Annotated in this window: 15 protein-coding genes; 11 read left to right on the top strand and 4 right to left on the bottom strand. The window is 61.5% G+C overall.

The features are described 5' to 3' along the window. Positions 1-55: 55 nt before the first annotated feature. On the top strand, positions 56-853 hold the full coding sequence (locus LB513_RS15570; RefSeq protein WP_224664378.1) for a potassium channel family protein: 798 nt from the start codon (positions 56-58) through the stop codon (positions 851-853). Between the two features lie 9 nt (positions 854-862). Here LB513_RS15570 and LB513_RS15565 read toward each other — a convergent pair whose 3' ends face one another. Beyond that, positions 863-1,744 (bottom strand): DMT family transporter, encoded by an 882-nt coding sequence (locus tag LB513_RS15565; RefSeq protein WP_224664377.1) that lies wholly within the window; start codon positions 1,742-1,744, stop codon positions 863-865. A 186-nt stretch (positions 1,745-1,930) separates the two neighbouring features. On the opposite strand from LB513_RS15565, the gene LB513_RS15560 reads away from it, so the two are divergent. Further along, on the top strand, positions 1,931-2,437 hold the full coding sequence (locus tag LB513_RS15560) for a hypothetical protein (RefSeq protein ID WP_224664376.1): 507 nt from the start codon (positions 1,931-1,933) through the stop codon (positions 2,435-2,437). A gap of 3 nt (positions 2,438-2,440) precedes the next feature. On the opposite strand, the gene LB513_RS15555 is transcribed toward LB513_RS15560, so the two are convergent. Further along, positions 2,441-3,769 (bottom strand): DNA polymerase IV, encoded by a 1,329-nt coding sequence (locus tag LB513_RS15555; protein WP_224664375.1) that lies wholly within the window; start codon positions 3,767-3,769, stop codon positions 2,441-2,443. Positions 3,770-3,834: 65 nt separating this feature from the next. Here LB513_RS15555 and LB513_RS15550 point away from each other — a divergent pair, with 65 nt between their 5' ends. Both LB513_RS15550 and LB513_RS15545 read left to right on the top strand, forming a co-directional pair. After that, positions 3,835-4,410 (top strand): GNAT family N-acetyltransferase, encoded by a 576-nt coding sequence (locus LB513_RS15550; RefSeq protein ID WP_224664374.1) that lies wholly within the window; start codon positions 3,835-3,837, stop codon positions 4,408-4,410. A gap of 38 nt (positions 4,411-4,448) precedes the next feature. After that, complete coding sequence (locus LB513_RS15545) at positions 4,449-6,065, top strand: DUF2125 domain-containing protein (RefSeq protein ID WP_318011197.1); 1,617 nt, start codon at positions 4,449-4,451, stop codon at positions 6,063-6,065. A 22-nt stretch (positions 6,066-6,087) separates the two neighbouring features. On the opposite strand, the gene LB513_RS15540 is transcribed toward LB513_RS15545, so the two are convergent. Together LB513_RS15540 and LB513_RS15535 are read right to left on the bottom strand one after the other, a co-directional pair. Further along, the gene (locus LB513_RS15540; protein ID WP_224664373.1) at positions 6,088-6,741 is read right to left on the bottom strand and encodes a hypothetical protein; all 654 of its coding nucleotides are present in this window, start codon (positions 6,739-6,741) and stop codon (positions 6,088-6,090) included. Then, positions 6,738-7,037, bottom strand: a complete 300-nt coding sequence (locus LB513_RS15535) for a DUF3572 domain-containing protein (protein ID WP_224664372.1) — start codon at positions 7,035-7,037, stop codon at positions 6,738-6,740. The genes LB513_RS15540 and LB513_RS15535 overlap by 4 nt, the downstream gene beginning before the upstream one ends. 224 nt (positions 7,038-7,261) lie before the next feature. Between LB513_RS15535 and LB513_RS15530 the strand changes: the two genes are divergently transcribed. The 7 genes from LB513_RS15530 (at position 7,262) to LB513_RS15500 (ending at position 14,661) form a co-directional block, all read left to right on the top strand. After that, positions 7,262-7,633 carry a response regulator gene (locus LB513_RS15530; RefSeq protein WP_006334976.1) on the top strand — a complete coding sequence of 124 codons (372 nt, stop codon included), beginning with the start codon at positions 7,262-7,264 and terminating at the stop codon, positions 7,631-7,633. 33 nt (positions 7,634-7,666) lie between these two features. Next, positions 7,667-9,040, top strand: coding sequence for a PleD family two-component system response regulator (locus LB513_RS15525; protein WP_224664371.1), 1,374 nt, complete (start codon positions 7,667-7,669; stop codon positions 9,038-9,040). Positions 9,041-9,476: 436 nt separating this feature from the next. Next, positions 9,477-10,217: a FadR/GntR family transcriptional regulator gene (locus LB513_RS15520; RefSeq protein WP_411962710.1), complete on the top strand. Its 741-nt coding sequence runs from the start codon at positions 9,477-9,479 to the stop codon at positions 10,215-10,217. Continuing rightward, complete coding sequence (locus LB513_RS15515; protein WP_224664370.1) at positions 10,214-11,401, top strand: PLP-dependent transferase; 1,188 nt, start codon at positions 10,214-10,216, stop codon at positions 11,399-11,401. The genes LB513_RS15520 and LB513_RS15515 overlap by 4 nt, the downstream gene beginning before the upstream one ends. 29 nt (positions 11,402-11,430) lie before the next feature. Next, positions 11,431-12,708 carry an ABC transporter substrate-binding protein gene (locus LB513_RS15510; RefSeq protein WP_224664369.1) on the top strand — a complete coding sequence of 426 codons (1,278 nt, stop codon included), beginning with the start codon at positions 11,431-11,433 and terminating at the stop codon, positions 12,706-12,708. A 178-nt stretch (positions 12,709-12,886) separates the two neighbouring features. Further along, positions 12,887-13,813, top strand: a complete 927-nt coding sequence (locus LB513_RS15505) for a carbohydrate ABC transporter permease (protein ID WP_224664368.1) — start codon at positions 12,887-12,889, stop codon at positions 13,811-13,813. Then, the gene (locus LB513_RS15500; protein ID WP_224664367.1) at positions 13,813-14,661 is read left to right on the top strand and encodes a carbohydrate ABC transporter permease; all 849 of its coding nucleotides are present in this window, start codon (positions 13,813-13,815) and stop codon (positions 14,659-14,661) included. Before LB513_RS15505 ends, LB513_RS15500 begins: the two co-directional genes overlap by 1 nt. The last annotated feature ends 1 nt before the right edge of the window (position 14,662 follow it).

Raw genomic sequence — 14,662 nt, 5'->3', positions numbered from 1 at the left:
GTGGCCGGTGGCGATCCGCGCATCGGCTGTTTTTTCCGTTTTTTGCGACGTCGCCATGAACCGCGCCGACCGTCCGAGCAAGGGCACGGCCACGGACGGTTTGCGCGACAGGCTGCGCAAGCTCTATCACGGCCGCACGCCAGCCGCGTTCCGGTTCCAGCTGATCACGATCATCATCGATCTCGCCATAATCGGCTTCTTCGTCGCGACGCCCGTCCTGCAGCAATGGTCTTCGTTCCTGTGGCTCGACTATACTGTTGCCGCGCTCGTCGCCGCCGACCTGATTGCGCGGCTGCTCGCATCCAACGATATGGTGCGGCTGATGAAGCAGCCGACCTCCTGGGTCGATGTCTTTATCCTACTGACGCTGTTGATGCCGACGGCGCTGGCAAATCTTGGTTTCCTGCGCATCCTGCGGCTCTGGTCGCTCTCGCGCAGCGGTTCGCTGTGGCGGCATCTGGAGATGCGCGGCCTGCGGCCCTGGCGCGAGGCAAGCCAGGCAGTCATCAACCTGCTGACGTTTCTCTTCGTCATCACCGGTTTCGTCTACAGCTTTTTCTTCCGCACTGGGGAGGGGCTCGAAAACTATGTCGACGCGCTGTATTTCACCGTAGCCACTGTGACGACGACCGGCTTCGGCGACATCGTGCTGCCGGGCATAGCGGGCAAGCTTACGGCTATCTTCACGATGATCATCGGCATATCGCTGTTTGTCCGGCTGGCGCAGGCCATTTTCCGGCCGAACAAAGTCTTCTTTCCCTGTCCGCAATGCGGCTTGCAACGGCATGAACCGGATGCCGTTCACTGCAAGGCCTGCGGCCATATCCTCAACATACCCGATGACGGGAACTGATCGGCAGGCTCAGGACGCTGCGATTTCAGCTGGCTTTACCGGCCTGCGCTGCAGATTGAGCAGGTTTCCCATCAGGATCAGCAGCGCGCCACCGGCGGTGAAGGCATCGATCTTCTCCTGGTAGAGCAGCCAACCGATGACTGCCGACAATGGCACGCGCAGAAAATCCATGGGAGAGATCACGGTCGCGTCGGCATGGCTCAGCGCGCGGGCCATGCAGAAATGCGATGACATGCCAGTGAAAGCAATGAGCACGATCCACGGCCAGAGTTCCAGCGGCGGGTTGCGCCATTCGTAGAGCGCCGGGATCAGCCCGACCACCGACTGGATGATGAGCATCCAGAAGATGATGCGCACGACGCTGTCCGTGCGGGTCAGCGACTTCACCATCACGACGGAGATTCCGAAGCAGACCGCCGCGCCCATTACGATCAGATGTCCGGGGTTGACCGGGCCGACGCCCGGGCGGACGATAATCACCACGCCGATGAGTCCGAGCGCTATCGCCGCGAGCCTGGGCCGCGACAACCTTTCCCCAAGGAAGGTGACCGCAAAGATCGCCGTCCAGATTGGCGTGGTGAATTCGATCGAGATCAGCACAGCCAGCGGGATCAGGGTCAAGGCATAGAGCCATGCCGCCTGGCCGCTATAGTGGACGACGTTGCGCGCGAGGTGGGCCAGCGGCCGGCCGGTGCGCATCGCGGCAAAACCGCCATTCGTCATCACCAGCGGCAAGAGGATGATGAAGCCGATCACCGAGCGCAATTCCAGCACCTGGAAGACATTCAGCTCGGCCGTCGTGGCGCGGCCGGCGACCGACATCGCCAGGAACGACGCGATCGACAGCGCCATCCAGAAGGCGGCCTTGGGAATGGAGGGGGTTGGGATCATGCCGCTATGTCGCAGGCCAGCACCTTCGCCGCAATCGCTAGAAACTGCATTCTTCTGGGCCAGTGCGCGGCCAACGCTGCGAGCGCCAGCCTGCCGGCGGAACCCGATACGGCAAGCAGCGTTGTTGCCCATTGGTGACCGTGCTTCTGGGACGTGCCGCGATTTCACCGTCGACAGGAGAGTTTCATGAGATCATTCGCGCCGTACGCGTTCGCAAGCTGTCTGATAGTCGCGGCAGGCACTGCCCATGCCGATGAAGCAAAGTTCCTGCAGTCGTTCAACGGTAATTTCGCCGGCAAGGGCACCGTTCAGGTGACGACGGACGTCCCGAACGTCAGCGTTTCCTGCAGCTTCAAATCGAACGCGTCTTCGACTTCGCTCTCTCTGGACGGCAATTGCCGGGGCCTGGTCGTGGTGTCGCGGGCCATCAGCGCCAAACTGAAGGTCACCAATGCGAAGTACAGCGGAGTCTATGTCGGATCCCGCACCGGGCCAGCGCAGCTGAACGGCAGTCGGTCGGGCAATGCGATCAATCTTGGCATCCGCTGGGCGAAAGAGGTCAATGGCGATCAAAAGGCAAGGATGACCGTCGAGAAGCGAGGCGAGAATGGCATCCGGCTGACGGTCATCGACACCGACCCCAAGACCGGCAAGAGCGTCGTCACGAGCAAGATCGATCTAACGCGCACCTGACGCTTAATCTTCCTGCGGCTCCGGCGGGTGGGCATCGCGGCCCTTGCCAAACGTATATCCGGTTTCCACTGCCTTACGGCCGAACTTGCCGCGCAAGCTGTCTATGGCGCTTTCGGCCAAGGCGCGCTTGCGCGCCTGAACGTCGACCAGGTCCGGCGGGTCGGCCTTGTCGTCGTCGGACAGGGCGCTGACGCCGATGCCGAGCAGCCGAAATTTCGTGCCGTCCGTCTCCTTGCGCAGAAGCTCCACCCCGGTCTGAAAGATACGGTCTGCAAGCCGGGTCGGGTCGCTCAACTGGCGATTGCGCGTGCGCAGCTTGAAATCCTGGGTCTTGAGCTTCAATATGACGGTGCGTCCGGCAATTCCTGACTTCTTCAGCCGCGCCGAGACCTTTTCCGAGAGGCCGCGCAGCACGGCGACGAGTTCATCCGGTGAGGCGATGTCGGTATCGAAGGTGGTTTCGGCCGACACGCTCTTGGCGTCCTGGTCAGGATCCACCCGGCGGACGTCCTCCCCACGCGAAAGGCGGTAGAGGCGATCGCCCATGGTACCGTAGCGGCGCATAAGGTCGCCACGATCCATCTGCTGCAACTGACCGATGGTGCGGATCCCATCACGCTCGAGCGTTGCGTTGAAGGCCTTGCCGACACCCCAGATCATGGTCACCGGCTGCGGCGCCAGGAATCCCATCGCATCGGCCTCGCCGATGACCGAGAAGCCGCGCGGCTTGCGGAAGTCGGAGGCGATCTTGGCGAGGAACTTGCAGTAGGACAGGCCGGCCGAAACGGTGATCCCGACCTGCTTTTCGACAGCAAGCGCGAAGCGCGCCAGCACAACCGCAGGCGGCAGGCCATGCAGCCGTTCGGTGCCGGACAGGTCGAGAAACGCCTCGTCGATAGACAGGGGTTCGACCAGCGGCGTCAGGGCCTGCATCATGGCGCGCACCTCGCGGCCGACGCCAACATATTTTTCCATGTTCGGGCTGATGACGACCGCTTCGGGGCAAGCTTCCAGCGCCTTGTACATCGGCATCGCCGAGCGCACGCCCTGGATGCGGGCGATGTAGCAAGCAGTGGAAACGACGCCGCGCTTGCCGCCGCCGATGATCAGCGGCTTGTCCTTCAGCGCAGGATTGTCGCGCTTTTCGATCGCCGCGTAGAAGGCATCACAGTCGATGTGAGCCAGATGCAGCCGATAGAGCTCGGCGTGACGCGCCAGCCTGGGGCTGCCGCAGCGCTCGCAGCGACGGATCTCGCCGCGCTGGAACGTCAGGCAGTCGCGGCAAAAACCGTTTGAGGGATCGTTGACAGGGGTCGCCATCGCTGCGAACATAAAGAGAACAAATGCAATGGTACGACAGTGCAGGGTCAGCGACAAGGCTAGCCTGGGGAGAACGCATGAGCACGACCATAGCGCCGCTCCGGCCCGAGTTCTGGCCGGATTTCGCAGACCTCTTCGGCAAGCAGGGCGCCTGCTACGGTTGCTGGTGCACGCATTTCCGGCTGGCGCCGGCGGTGCGCCGCCAGAGCAACCGCGCACGCAACAAGGATCACATCAAGGCACGCATCGAAGCGGGGCCGCCGCCGGGCGTGCTGGCATTCGAGGATGGCCAGGCAGTGGGGTGGATGCAGATCGGGCCGCGAGCCGACGTGCCCGAATGGAACAACCGGGGCAGGGGTTCGGCTCCGGTCGATCCCGCCGATGCCGCGGACCCCGCCGTGTGGGCGATCTCCTGCTTCTTCATCCGCGCCAGGGCGCGCGGCACGGGCATCATGCATCGCCTTGTCGAGGGTGGCGTAGCGTTCGCGCGCGAGAACGGCGCGCGGTTGGTCGAGGCTTGCCCGATCGATCGGTCGAAAGATTCGCGATCGATCGGCCTCTTCGTCGGCTCGTCGCGCGTTTTCGAGAAGGCCGGTTTCGAGAGGCTGGTGGAACGCAAGGCTGGCCGGCCCCTGATGCGGCTGGTGATTTAACTGGTGCCCGCAATGCATGGTCCTGTCTTGCGGCTGTGATGGGATTTCCCTACCAGTGCAGAAACGGTTTTGACGCAATGGAATTGAGGATCGATATGAAGCGCGTTTTGCCATTTGCTTTGCTTGTTGCCTGCAGCGCCCCAGCCTTCGGCCAGACGGTCGACAGCGAAGGCGCAAAGCAGCTTTCCGACAACCTTGCGCATTATTTCGGCAACAAGCTTTTTGACATCGGATTTGTGAAAGTTTCGGTCGATGGCGGCGCCTACAAGCTCGCATTCGATTTCAAACCGCTCGTAGAGCTTGCGGGAAAACAGGACGGCATGAAGCTTGATTTCACGCCTTATGCGCTGTCGACCAAGCCTCGGGGCGATGGCTCGTGGGATGTATCAGGCAATCTGGCGCCCGAAGGGTCGGTGGAGTTGAAAGGACCTCAAGGGCCGCAAAGCCTGAAGATGTCGGTAAAGGGCGGCAGGTTCATCGGCGTCTACGATCCTGAACTCGCCGCGTTCGCAAGCGGTTCGTCATCGCTGGACGGCATGTCGATGACGTCGCAGGACGCAATGCAGCGCACGGAGGTGAGTACCGGTGCCGGCAGCGCGACTGTAAGCGCCGTCAAGGGCGCAAATGGCGGAGTCGATTTTAGCATGGCTCAGACGATCGCCGATTTTAATGAGACGGTGGTGGCCGACAATCCGACTAACGGTCAAAAACTGCTTCTGACGTTCAAGTCACCGACTTTGTCCGTGGATGCGAAAGGCAAAGGGCTGCGCACGAAGCCGCTGCTGGACCTGCTGGCTTTTGCGGTAAGCAACGAGGATGAGGCCAAGGTGAAGGCCAACCAGGCAGAACTTAAGTCGCGTCTCCTCTCGGCACTGCCGTTGTGGGAGCGCATCGATGGCGCATACAGTTTCAAGGACTTCATGATCGGCAGTCCGGTCGGCAATTTTAGCGCGGCCAATGCGAGCGTTGTCTTCGGCACCGACGGTATCGCCCGCAATGGAACGATCAATTATGGGATCAAGGCAACAGGGTTCTCGATGCCGCAAAACCTTGTTCCTGCCTGGAGCGTCGCGCTTTTGCCCACCGACATCGACCTTAATTTCGGCGGTGCCAATATCGATCTCGACACGATGGCGAGGAAAGCTATCGAGGCCTTTGATCTCAACAAAAGCCCGGCGCTGTCGCCTGCATTCGGTGACGAATTGAAAGCAGGTTTCCTGGCCAACGGACCCAAGGTCGTCATCGGCCGCAGCACAGTCAGGAATGGCAGCGTTGAAGTCGCGCTTGAGGGCGACATGACTTTTCCCGCCGGCGATAAGCCAGATGCAAATCTGACGGTCGACGTCGCCGGCTACGACAAGATCGTGGCAAGCCTGCAGGAGGCGGCCAAGACGGATCCGCAAGCCTCGCAGGCTTTCACCGGCGCGCTAGCCATCAAGGGTTTTGCCAAGACGCTGCCAGACGGCCGGGTGGAGTGGGTCATCAACGCCAAGCACGACGGGTCGGTTACGGTCAACGGTGCCATGCTAAAGGGCCCGGACCCGGTCGTGGAAGACAATTCCGATAGCGCGGCGCCTGAGGAAGGCGCGGCTCCTGGCGAAAACATGAACCCAGGCGAAGGAAACAGCGGCGCGGGCGTCGAACCGCAGCCCTGAGCAGAAGCCGGCAGCGCTGGGCTTATACCCCCAGCGCTTGCGCGATCAGCGGCGCTGCTTCGTGCCAATCCTGGACGACGATGATGTCTTCGGGCATCGGCGGCAGGAAGGCGCGCAGCGAATTGTCGGCCATGAGATGGAAGAGATGCGCATCCTCGACGGAGCTGCGCGCCGAAATCAGATTGGGCGGCTGATCGTCGACGAAGGCCACGGGGCGGCCGTTCTTGCCGCGCAGCTTGGCAACCGCGGGGCCCTTGGCCATCTCGGTGGTCAGAAGCGGAAAGTTCAACCCGAGCGCGTCGAGATGGGCGCGACGCGTAGCGCGATGTTTGTGCGGCATGGCCGTCAGCATGATGATCTCGGCGCGGTCGCCCAATTGGGCCAGGGCAGCCGCGGCGCCATCGGTGATGCTCTGCCAGTCGGCCTGCGTGTGGAAGAATTCGTCCAGCAGGGCGGTGACTTCGGGTTGTTCGACCAGCCGGCCAGTCTCTGTCTCGGCGATATTGCCGGTCAGTCGGAAGGAGGCGAAGGTCAGGTCGAAGCCGCGGGCCTTGAGGAAATTCGGGAAAGGCCGAATGAATTCAAGCACGACGTCGTCGACATCAAGGATCAGCAGAGGTCGATCGTCAGCCGCCAGTTCCTCGATCTGGCGTGCTGTCTCGGGATCATCACTCATGTCGAACGCTCATGGTTGTCGTCGCCCGTGGGCAACGCCCGCAACGCCTTGCCGACGGCAGCCGGCGGCGTGCCGGTTTCCTCTGAGAAGCGCATCAGCGTCGGCTCGTGGGCAAGAATGAACTGCAGCACGCCGGCAAGAAACCCCGGCTCTGTGGCGGCCTTGCGGACAGAATGAGCCTCGATGCCGGTTATCGCCAGGAAGCGAGGCAGCAGTTCGGGATCGGAGGCGACGAAGCCCAGCGCCTCGACGGCGATGTTTTCAGCCTCTTCACGCATTGACGCTGCGTTTGCCATCACTACCTTCAGTGCGCGGGATGTGTCTGTTTCCGCAGTAATCGCAAGCGGCGCTCGCGGCAAGCCGTCGGCGCGGCGTTGGACGCTGAATCCAGCCAGCATTTTCCACGGCGGGTTTCCGTTTCGTCAATTATATTGCCGTAAGCAATGCATGGTTTGGTGCGTTCGCGATGAGCGCATGACGGCAGCCTTCGGAGCGGAAGGACGGCCGGGACGGGATATCGATGCCTAAGAAGGTCATGATCGTCGAGGACAATGAGCTCAATATGAAGCTCTTTCGGGACCTCATCGAAGCGAGCGGCTACGAGACAGTGCGCACCCGCAACGGTCTTGAAGCACTCGATCTGGCACGTCAGCACCGGCCCGATCTGATTTTGATGGATATCCAGCTGCCCGAAGTCTCGGGGCTGGAGGTCACGAAATGGCTGAAGGAAGACGATGATCTGCACGTCATTCCGGTCATCGCGGTCACGGCTTTCGCCATGAAAGGTGATGAGGAGCGCATCCGCCAGGGCGGGTGCGAAGCCTATATTTCCAAGCCGATCTCGGTGCCACGTTTCATCGAGACAATAAAATCCTACCTGGGCGACGCCTGATGTGTCCTTCGAGTCGAGCCGGAGTCTTGTGAAATGACCGCGCGGATCCTCGTCGTCGACGATATCCCGGCCAATGTGAGGCTTCTGGAGGTCCGGCTGCTTGCCGAGTATTTCGAGGTGCTGACCGCCTCCAACGGGCCCGATGCGATCGACACATGCGAGAATGGTAAGGTCGATGTGGTGCTGCTCGACGTGATGATGCCCGGAATGGACGGGTTCGAGGTCTGCAAGCGGCTGAAGAGCGATCCGGCAACATCGCATATTCCCGTGGTGATGATCACCGCGCTGGACCAGGTTTCCGATCGTGTGCGGGGGCTGGAGGCAGGCGCCGACGACTTCCTGACCAAGCCGGTCAACGACCTGCAACTTATGACTCGCGTCAAAAGCCTGGTCCGGCTGAAGTCGCTGACCGACGAACTGCGTCTGCGCGCTTCGACGACGCGCAATATCGGCATCGAAGAGTTGCTGAGCCGCAATTTCGCGTCGGTGGACACGACGCCGAAAGTTCTTTTGATCGACGAGCGCAAATCATCCGTCGAGCGCATCCAGAAGATGCTCCGTGACCGTGCCGATCTCGATATCGCCGGCGACCCGCATTCCGGCTTCTTCCAGGCGGCGGAGACGCCCTACGAATGCGTGATCATCTCCACGGCCTTCTCCGATTTCGACCCGCTTAGGCTGTGCTCGCAGTTGCGCTCGCTCGACCGCACACGCTTCGTCCCGATCATCCTGCTTGCCGAAGAGGGCGAGGAGGAGCGGATCATCCGTGGCCTCGAACTCGGCATCAATGATTACTTGATGCGGCCGATCGACCAGGAGGAACTGACGGCGCGGCTGCGCACGCAGGTGCGCCGCAAGCGTTACAATGACCAATTGCGCGCCAGCGTCACCCAGACCATCGAAATGGCGGTGACCGACGGGCTGACCGGACTGCACAATCGCCGTTATTTGGACAGTCACTTGCAGACGCTGTTCGATCGCGCTGTGGCTCGGCGGCGGCCGCTTTCGGTGATGATCACCGATCTCGACCGCTTCAAATCGATCAACGATGCCCATGGCCATGACGGCGGCGACGAGGTCCTGCGCGAGTTTGCGCGACGGCTGCGCAAGAATGTCCGCGGCATCGATCTCGCCTGCCGCTTCGGCGGTGAGGAGTTCGTCGTGGTGATGCCGGATACGGACGGGCCGGTGGCCGAGAAGGTGGCCGAGCGTATCCGAGCCGAGATCGCCCAGGCGCCATTTTTCGTCGGCCAGGATGGCAAGACCATCGAGGTCACGGTCAGCGTCGGCGTGTCATCTGTGCTGAAGGGCGTGGATACGGCGGCAGCGCTGATGAAGCGCGCCGACCTCGCGCTCTACGAAGCCAAAAGCGGTGGCCGCAACCGCGTCGTCGCGAAGGCGGCCTAGAAGTCGAGGGGGTTCTTCGGTCAAGCCGGCAAGGTTACCCATTTACCTTAATCCAAGGGATTCGCCGGCCTTGGTTAAGAAACTGTTGATTTCCATAAGCTGGCGCGCAAGTGTGCCCGTCAAGACAAGCCGGCGCGAGGCTCGACAGCCGGCTCCATACCCAGATACCCCATGATGCTCAGGTCCGCCGCATCTCCTGGGTCCGTGGGGTCGGCCGGCCGGCGCTGGATATAGTGGCCTCCTCGTACCGCTGCCAAACGCCGACCGGCCACCTTGTTCAAGTCTATCCAAATCTGCTGAAAGCTTTCGAAGCCGAAAGCGCCGTAGCAATGCGGACTTCTTACGGCGCAGTCGTACGAAGCGTTTTTCATTCGGCTGTTGACAGCACTCGGCGTTCGTGCGGAAATTGGTTGGACCATTGGACCACAGGCGAGCAATGAGTTTGGACTACAACAGCCTTCCACCCGTCCACACGATTGCGCGCGACGACGCCGTTCTGAAGGCATTGGTGGGGTTTGTCGGGGCCGCAGACCTGCAGCCAGGCCAAAAGCTTCCGACAGAACGCATTCTTGCTGATCGTCTCAAGGTCAGTCGCAACACGGTGCGCGAGGCCCTGACGCGGTGGGAAGGGCTCGGCTTGGTCGAGCGCCGGCAAGGCAGCGGCACCTATCTCAAGGCGGCCGTGTCTGCCGACATGCTGCACATGCCGCTGACACTGGCCGGCGGCCATGATTTCGCCAGCCTGATGCAAACGCTGGAAATCCGGCGTGCGCTGGAGGCGGAGGCTGCCTCCCTTTGTGCCGAGCGCGCCAGTCCGGCCGATGTCGCGGAGATCGAGCGCAAGCTCGATGTCATGGAACAGGCGTTCCGCACGCGCGACGGCATGTCGGCGGAAGAAGACTGGGAGTTCCACCAGGCAATCTACCGGGTCTCCGGCAATCCCCTTTTCGAGCAGATCATCGCCGCAATGCACGAGTTGTTCCATCGCTTCTGGGAGCATCCGCTGGGCGTACGCGACTTCGGCCATGCCAGCTTTCCCTACCATCGCACCATCTATGAGTGCATCGCGGCGCGCGACTCGAAGGGCGCCCGCGCCGAGGCACTCAAGCTGATCGCCACAGTCGAGGATGATCTCAAGCGCGGTGCGGCCAAACTCAAACTTCCGGGCCAGATATGAACGAGCATCCAACCGGCTTCGAGCACGATTATCTCGCCGATGCGGCGACGCTGCTTGCGCATGACGAACCGTTTCCCGGCGGCGCCGTGGTGCCGCCGATCTATCAGACGTCGCTGTTCACCTTCGCCAATTATGCCGAAATGGCAGATACGTTTGCCGGCAAACGAAAGCAGCCGATCTATTCGCGCGGCGACAATCCGACGGTAATGGAATTCGAGACGCGCGTCGCGGCGCTCGAGGGGGCCGAGGCCGCGCGCGGCTTCTCCAGCGGCATGGCGGCAATCAGTGCCACGGTGCTTGCCTTTGTGGGTGCGGGCGAGCGCATCGTGGCGGTGCGCAATTGCTACGGCGATGCCTACCGGCTGTTCGAGCGGCTGTTGCCCCGGCTCGACATCAAGGTCGACTATGTCGACGGCTCCGATCCGGATGCGGTTGCGGCGGCTCTGCCCGGCACCAAGTTGCTCTATTTGGAGAGCCCCACCTCGATGATGTTCGAGTTGCAGGACATTGCGCATCTGGCCCGGCTGGCCAAGGAACAGGGCGTCATCACCACCATCGACAATTCGTGGGCCACCCCGGTCTTCCAGAAGCCGATCGCGCATGGGATCGACCTTGTGCTGCACTCTGCTTCTAAATATCTCGGCGGCCACAGCGATACCGTCGCCGGGGTGGTGGCTGGGTCGGCCGCGCATGTCAGGCACATCAACGAGCAGACCTATTCCTATCTCGGCGGCAAGCTGTCGCCATTCGAAGCCTGGCTACTGCTGCGCGGCCTGCGCACGCTGCCGCTGCGCCTGCCGCACCATATGAAGAGCGGCCTTGCCATCGCCGAACGCCTGAAGGCGCATGCCAATGTCGAGCGGGTCAATCATCCGGCCTATTCGAACCACCCGGGCAAGGCGACGCTCGCCGGCTATGCCGGACTGTTTTCCTTCGAGGTCACGGACGATATCGACATCCCCGGCTTCGTCGATGCGCTGAGATATTTCCGCATCGGCGTGAGCTGGGGCGGGCATGAAAGCCTGGTCGTGCCGGCCAAGGCGTCGCTGGAGCAGACACCGGGATTGAATTCGATGGCGCGCTTCGGCGTCAGCCCCCGAACCATCCGCTTCAATGTCGGATTGGAGAGTGTCGAAGACCTGTGGGCAGATGTCGCCCAGGCCTTCGAAAAAGCCAGGAAATAACAAACGCGTTCAAAATGGGAGTCTTGAACATGAGAAAACTGACCGTCCTGCTTGCCACCGTCGCGGGGCTGGCGATTTCCGCCGGAAGCGCACTCGCCGACTCGACCCTCAAAATGGTGGAGGTCATCACCAGCCCGCCGCGCACCGAGTTTCTCAAGAAGCAGATCGCGGAGTTCGAGGCAGCCAATCCAGGCATCAAGGTCGAGCTCGTTTCGCTGCCCTGGGGACAGGCCTTCGAAAAGTTCCTGACCATGGTGCAGGCCGGCGACACTCCCGACGTGGTCGAGATGCCGGAACGCTGGATGGGCCTTTATGCAAATAACGGCCAGCTCGAGGATCTCGGCCCTTACATGGCCAAATGGGACGATGCCAAGACGCTGGGTGAACGCGCCAAGCAGTTCGGCTCGACGGTCAACAACACGCAGTTCATGATCCCCTACGGCTACTATGTGAACGCGCTGTTCTGGAACAAGAAGCTGTTCAAGGAAGCCGGCCTCGAGGGCCCGCCGGCCACGCTGGACGATTTCATTGCCGACGCGAAGAAGATTTCGGCGCTGCCGGGCAAATACGGCTACTGCCTGCGGGGCGGCCCGGGCGCCTTCAACGGCATGCACATGTTCATGAACATCGCCGCCGGCAAGGGTGGCTATTTCAACGAGGACGGCACCTCGACGATCAATGAAGAAGGCTCGGTCAAAGGCCTGCAGATGCTGGCCGACATGTACAAGGACGGATCGGCGCCGAAGGATGCGGTCAGCTGGGGGTTCAACGAGACGGTCACCGGCTTCTATTCCGGCACCTGCGCCATGCTCAACCAGGATCCAGACGCCTTGCTCGGCATTGCCGACAAAATGAGCGCCGACGACTTCGCCGTGGCGCCGTTGCCGGTTGGCCCGAGCGGCAAATCCTACCCGACGCTGGGCTATGCCGGCTGGGCGATGTTCGCCAATTCCCAGCACAAGGACGATGCCTGGAAGCTCATGGCGACGCTTTTGTCGCCGAAGGACAATCTGGAATGGGCCAAGGAGGTCGGGGTCGTGCCGATCCACAACGGCGCCGACCAGGATCCTCATTTCAAGACCGACCAGTTTAAGGGCTGGTTCACGGAGCTCAGCGACACTTCCAAATATGAAATGGTGACGCCGCCGACGCATCTGGAAAACCTCGGCAATTTCGTCGACCAGGTAGCGATCAAGAATTTCCAGGAAGTGCTGCTTGGCCAGAAGACTGCCAAGGAGGTTGCCGACCAATGGGCCGCCTTCCTCACCAAGGAACAGCAGGACTGGCTGGCCAAGAACAAGAAGTAATTGCGTGACGTGCATCCTTCTCCCCGTTCATGGAGAAGGATGCACGGAAAGGCTGAAGAGGCGCGCGCGTGCCTCGATAGGTTCGCGCTGCCCATCATCGACCTGCAGGCATCTTCTCCCCACGGTACGGGAGAAGGAGGCAGTCTCGACGCCGCTCCAGGGAGCCGATCATCACCTGATGACCTACGCCGTGTCCGAAATACGATCCACCGGCAGACCCCGTCGCAAGCGGCTGTCATATGCCGCAATCGAGCCGTGGCTTTATCTCAGTCCGGCGATCGTCCTGCTGGTCGTGGTGCTGCTCGTACCGCTGGTCATCGGCATCAGCTACTCCTTCCGCAAGTTCTCGGCCTTCAAGTCGGACTATGTCGGACTTGCCCAGTATCAGGCCATGTTCTCCGACCAGGTGCTGGGACAGGCGCTGGTCAATACGCTGTGGTGGACGGTCGCCGGGCTGTTCTTCCAATTCGTCCTCGGCCTCGGCCTTGCGCTGCTGCTGGACAGGCCGTTCTGGGGCCGCAAGGTGGTGCAGGCGCTTGTCTTCCTGCCGTGGGCGGTGCCGTCTTTCTTGTCGGGCCTGACCTGGGCGTGGCTGTTCAATCCGATCGTCGGCCCGCTGCCGCACTGGCTGTTCGCTCTGGGGTTGCGATCCGAACCAACTACCAGCATCCTGTCCGATCCCTCGACCGCCATGTGGGGGCCGATCATCGCCAATGTCTGGTTCGGTATTCCGTTCTTCGCCATAACCCTTCTGGCGGCGCTTAAGTCTATACCGTCGGAATTGCACGAGGCGGCGGCCATCGATGGCGCTTCGCCGTGGCAGGGTTTCACCAAGGTCACCCTGCCGTTCCTGGCGCCGACCATCGCCATTACCGTGATGCTGCGCACGATCTGGATCGCAACCTTTGCCGACCTGATCTTCGTCATGACCGAGGGCGGCCCGGCCGGCTCGACCAACACGGTGCCGGTCTACATCTATGTCAGCGCCTTCAAATCGCTGGACAAAGGCTATGCCTCGGCTGTGGCGGTTCTGCTGCTCGTCCTGCTCATTGCCTACGCGATCGCGCTGATCGCCATCCGCCGCTCGCTGGTGAGGCACGTCTGATGATTGCAGGACGTTCCGCCTCGCAACGCTTCTTCGGCAGTATCGGTCTCTACGCGGCGATTGCCGTGTACCTGATCTTCTCCCTGTTTCCGATCTATTGGACGCTGAAGATCTCGGTCACGCCGCAGCGGCTGCTCTACTCCGAAGGCGTCACTCTCTGGCCGTCGAGTATGACGTTGCAGAACTTCGTCACCGTGCTAGAGGCTACTGATTTCCCGCGCTATTTCCTCAATAGCGTCATTGTCTCGGTCTCGACGGCGGCCCTGGTGACGATCATCGCCACACTTGCCGGCTATGCCATGTCGCGGTTCACGTTTCGCGGCAAGGCGACGCTGGCGCTGATGCTGCTTTTGACCCAGACATTCCCGCTGGTGATGGTCATTCCGCCGATCTACCGCGTCATGGGGCAGATTGGCCTGATCAACAGCCTGACCGGGCTGATCATCATCTACACCGCCTTCAACACGGCTTTCGCCACTTTCCTGATGCAGTCGTTCTTCGACGGCATTCCCAAGGATTTGGAAGAAGCGGCAATGATCGACGGCTGCACGCGCGCGCAGGCGATGCGCAAGGTGATCGTTCCGCTGACATTGCCTGGCATGGGCGCAACGCTGGGCTTCGTTTTCACTGCCGCGTGGAGCGAGCTTTTGTTCGCGCTGATGCTGATTTCAAGCGACGACCAGAAGACCTTTGCCGTCGGCCTGCTCACCTTCATCGGCAAGTTCGCGGTCGACTGGGGACAGATGATGGCGGCGTCGATCCTGGCGCTGATCCCGGTCTGCATCTTCTTCGCCTTCCTGCAGCGCTATCTCGTCACCGGCCTGACCGCCGGCGCCGTAAAAGGATAGA

The organism is Mesorhizobium sp. ES1-1, assembly GCF_020164785.1.
In the GTDB taxonomy this organism is placed as follows: Bacteria; Pseudomonadota; Alphaproteobacteria; order Rhizobiales; family Rhizobiaceae; genus Mesorhizobium.
This window is presented reverse-complemented; position numbering and strand designations above follow the sequence as displayed.

Excerpts from the sequence above, each read along its gene's own strand:
- LB513_RS15570 (WP_224664378.1), top strand. The coding sequence starts at position 56 with ATGAACCGCGCCGACCGTCCGAGCAAGGGCACGGCCACGGACGGTTTG.
- LB513_RS15565 (WP_224664377.1), bottom strand. The coding sequence starts at position 1,744 with ATGATCCCAACCCCCTCCATTCCCAAGGCCGCCTTCTGGATGGCGCTG.
- LB513_RS15560 (WP_224664376.1), top strand. The coding sequence starts at position 1,931 with ATGAGATCATTCGCGCCGTACGCGTTCGCAAGCTGTCTGATAGTCGCG.
- LB513_RS15555 (WP_224664375.1), bottom strand. The coding sequence starts at position 3,769 with ATGTTCGCAGCGATGGCGACCCCTGTCAACGATCCCTCAAACGGTTTT.
- LB513_RS15550 (WP_224664374.1), top strand. The coding sequence starts at position 3,835 with ATGAGCACGACCATAGCGCCGCTCCGGCCCGAGTTCTGGCCGGATTTC.
- LB513_RS15545 (WP_318011197.1), top strand. The coding sequence starts at position 4,449 with ATGGGATTTCCCTACCAGTGCAGAAACGGTTTTGACGCAATGGAATTG.
- LB513_RS15540 (WP_224664373.1), bottom strand. The coding sequence starts at position 6,741 with ATGAGTGATGATCCCGAGACAGCACGCCAGATCGAGGAACTGGCGGCT.
- LB513_RS15535 (WP_224664372.1), bottom strand. The coding sequence starts at position 7,037 with ATGGCAAACGCAGCGTCAATGCGTGAAGAGGCTGAAAACATCGCCGTC.
- LB513_RS15530 (WP_006334976.1), top strand. The coding sequence starts at position 7,262 with ATGCCTAAGAAGGTCATGATCGTCGAGGACAATGAGCTCAATATGAAG.
- LB513_RS15525 (WP_224664371.1), top strand. The coding sequence starts at position 7,667 with ATGACCGCGCGGATCCTCGTCGTCGACGATATCCCGGCCAATGTGAGG.
- LB513_RS15520 (WP_411962710.1), top strand. The coding sequence starts at position 9,477 with ATGAGTTTGGACTACAACAGCCTTCCACCCGTCCACACGATTGCGCGC.
- LB513_RS15515 (WP_224664370.1), top strand. The coding sequence starts at position 10,214 with ATGAACGAGCATCCAACCGGCTTCGAGCACGATTATCTCGCCGATGCG.
- LB513_RS15510 (WP_224664369.1), top strand. The coding sequence starts at position 11,431 with ATGAGAAAACTGACCGTCCTGCTTGCCACCGTCGCGGGGCTGGCGATT.
- LB513_RS15505 (WP_224664368.1), top strand. The coding sequence starts at position 12,887 with ATGACCTACGCCGTGTCCGAAATACGATCCACCGGCAGACCCCGTCGC.
- LB513_RS15500 (WP_224664367.1), top strand. The coding sequence starts at position 13,813 with ATGATTGCAGGACGTTCCGCCTCGCAACGCTTCTTCGGCAGTATCGGT.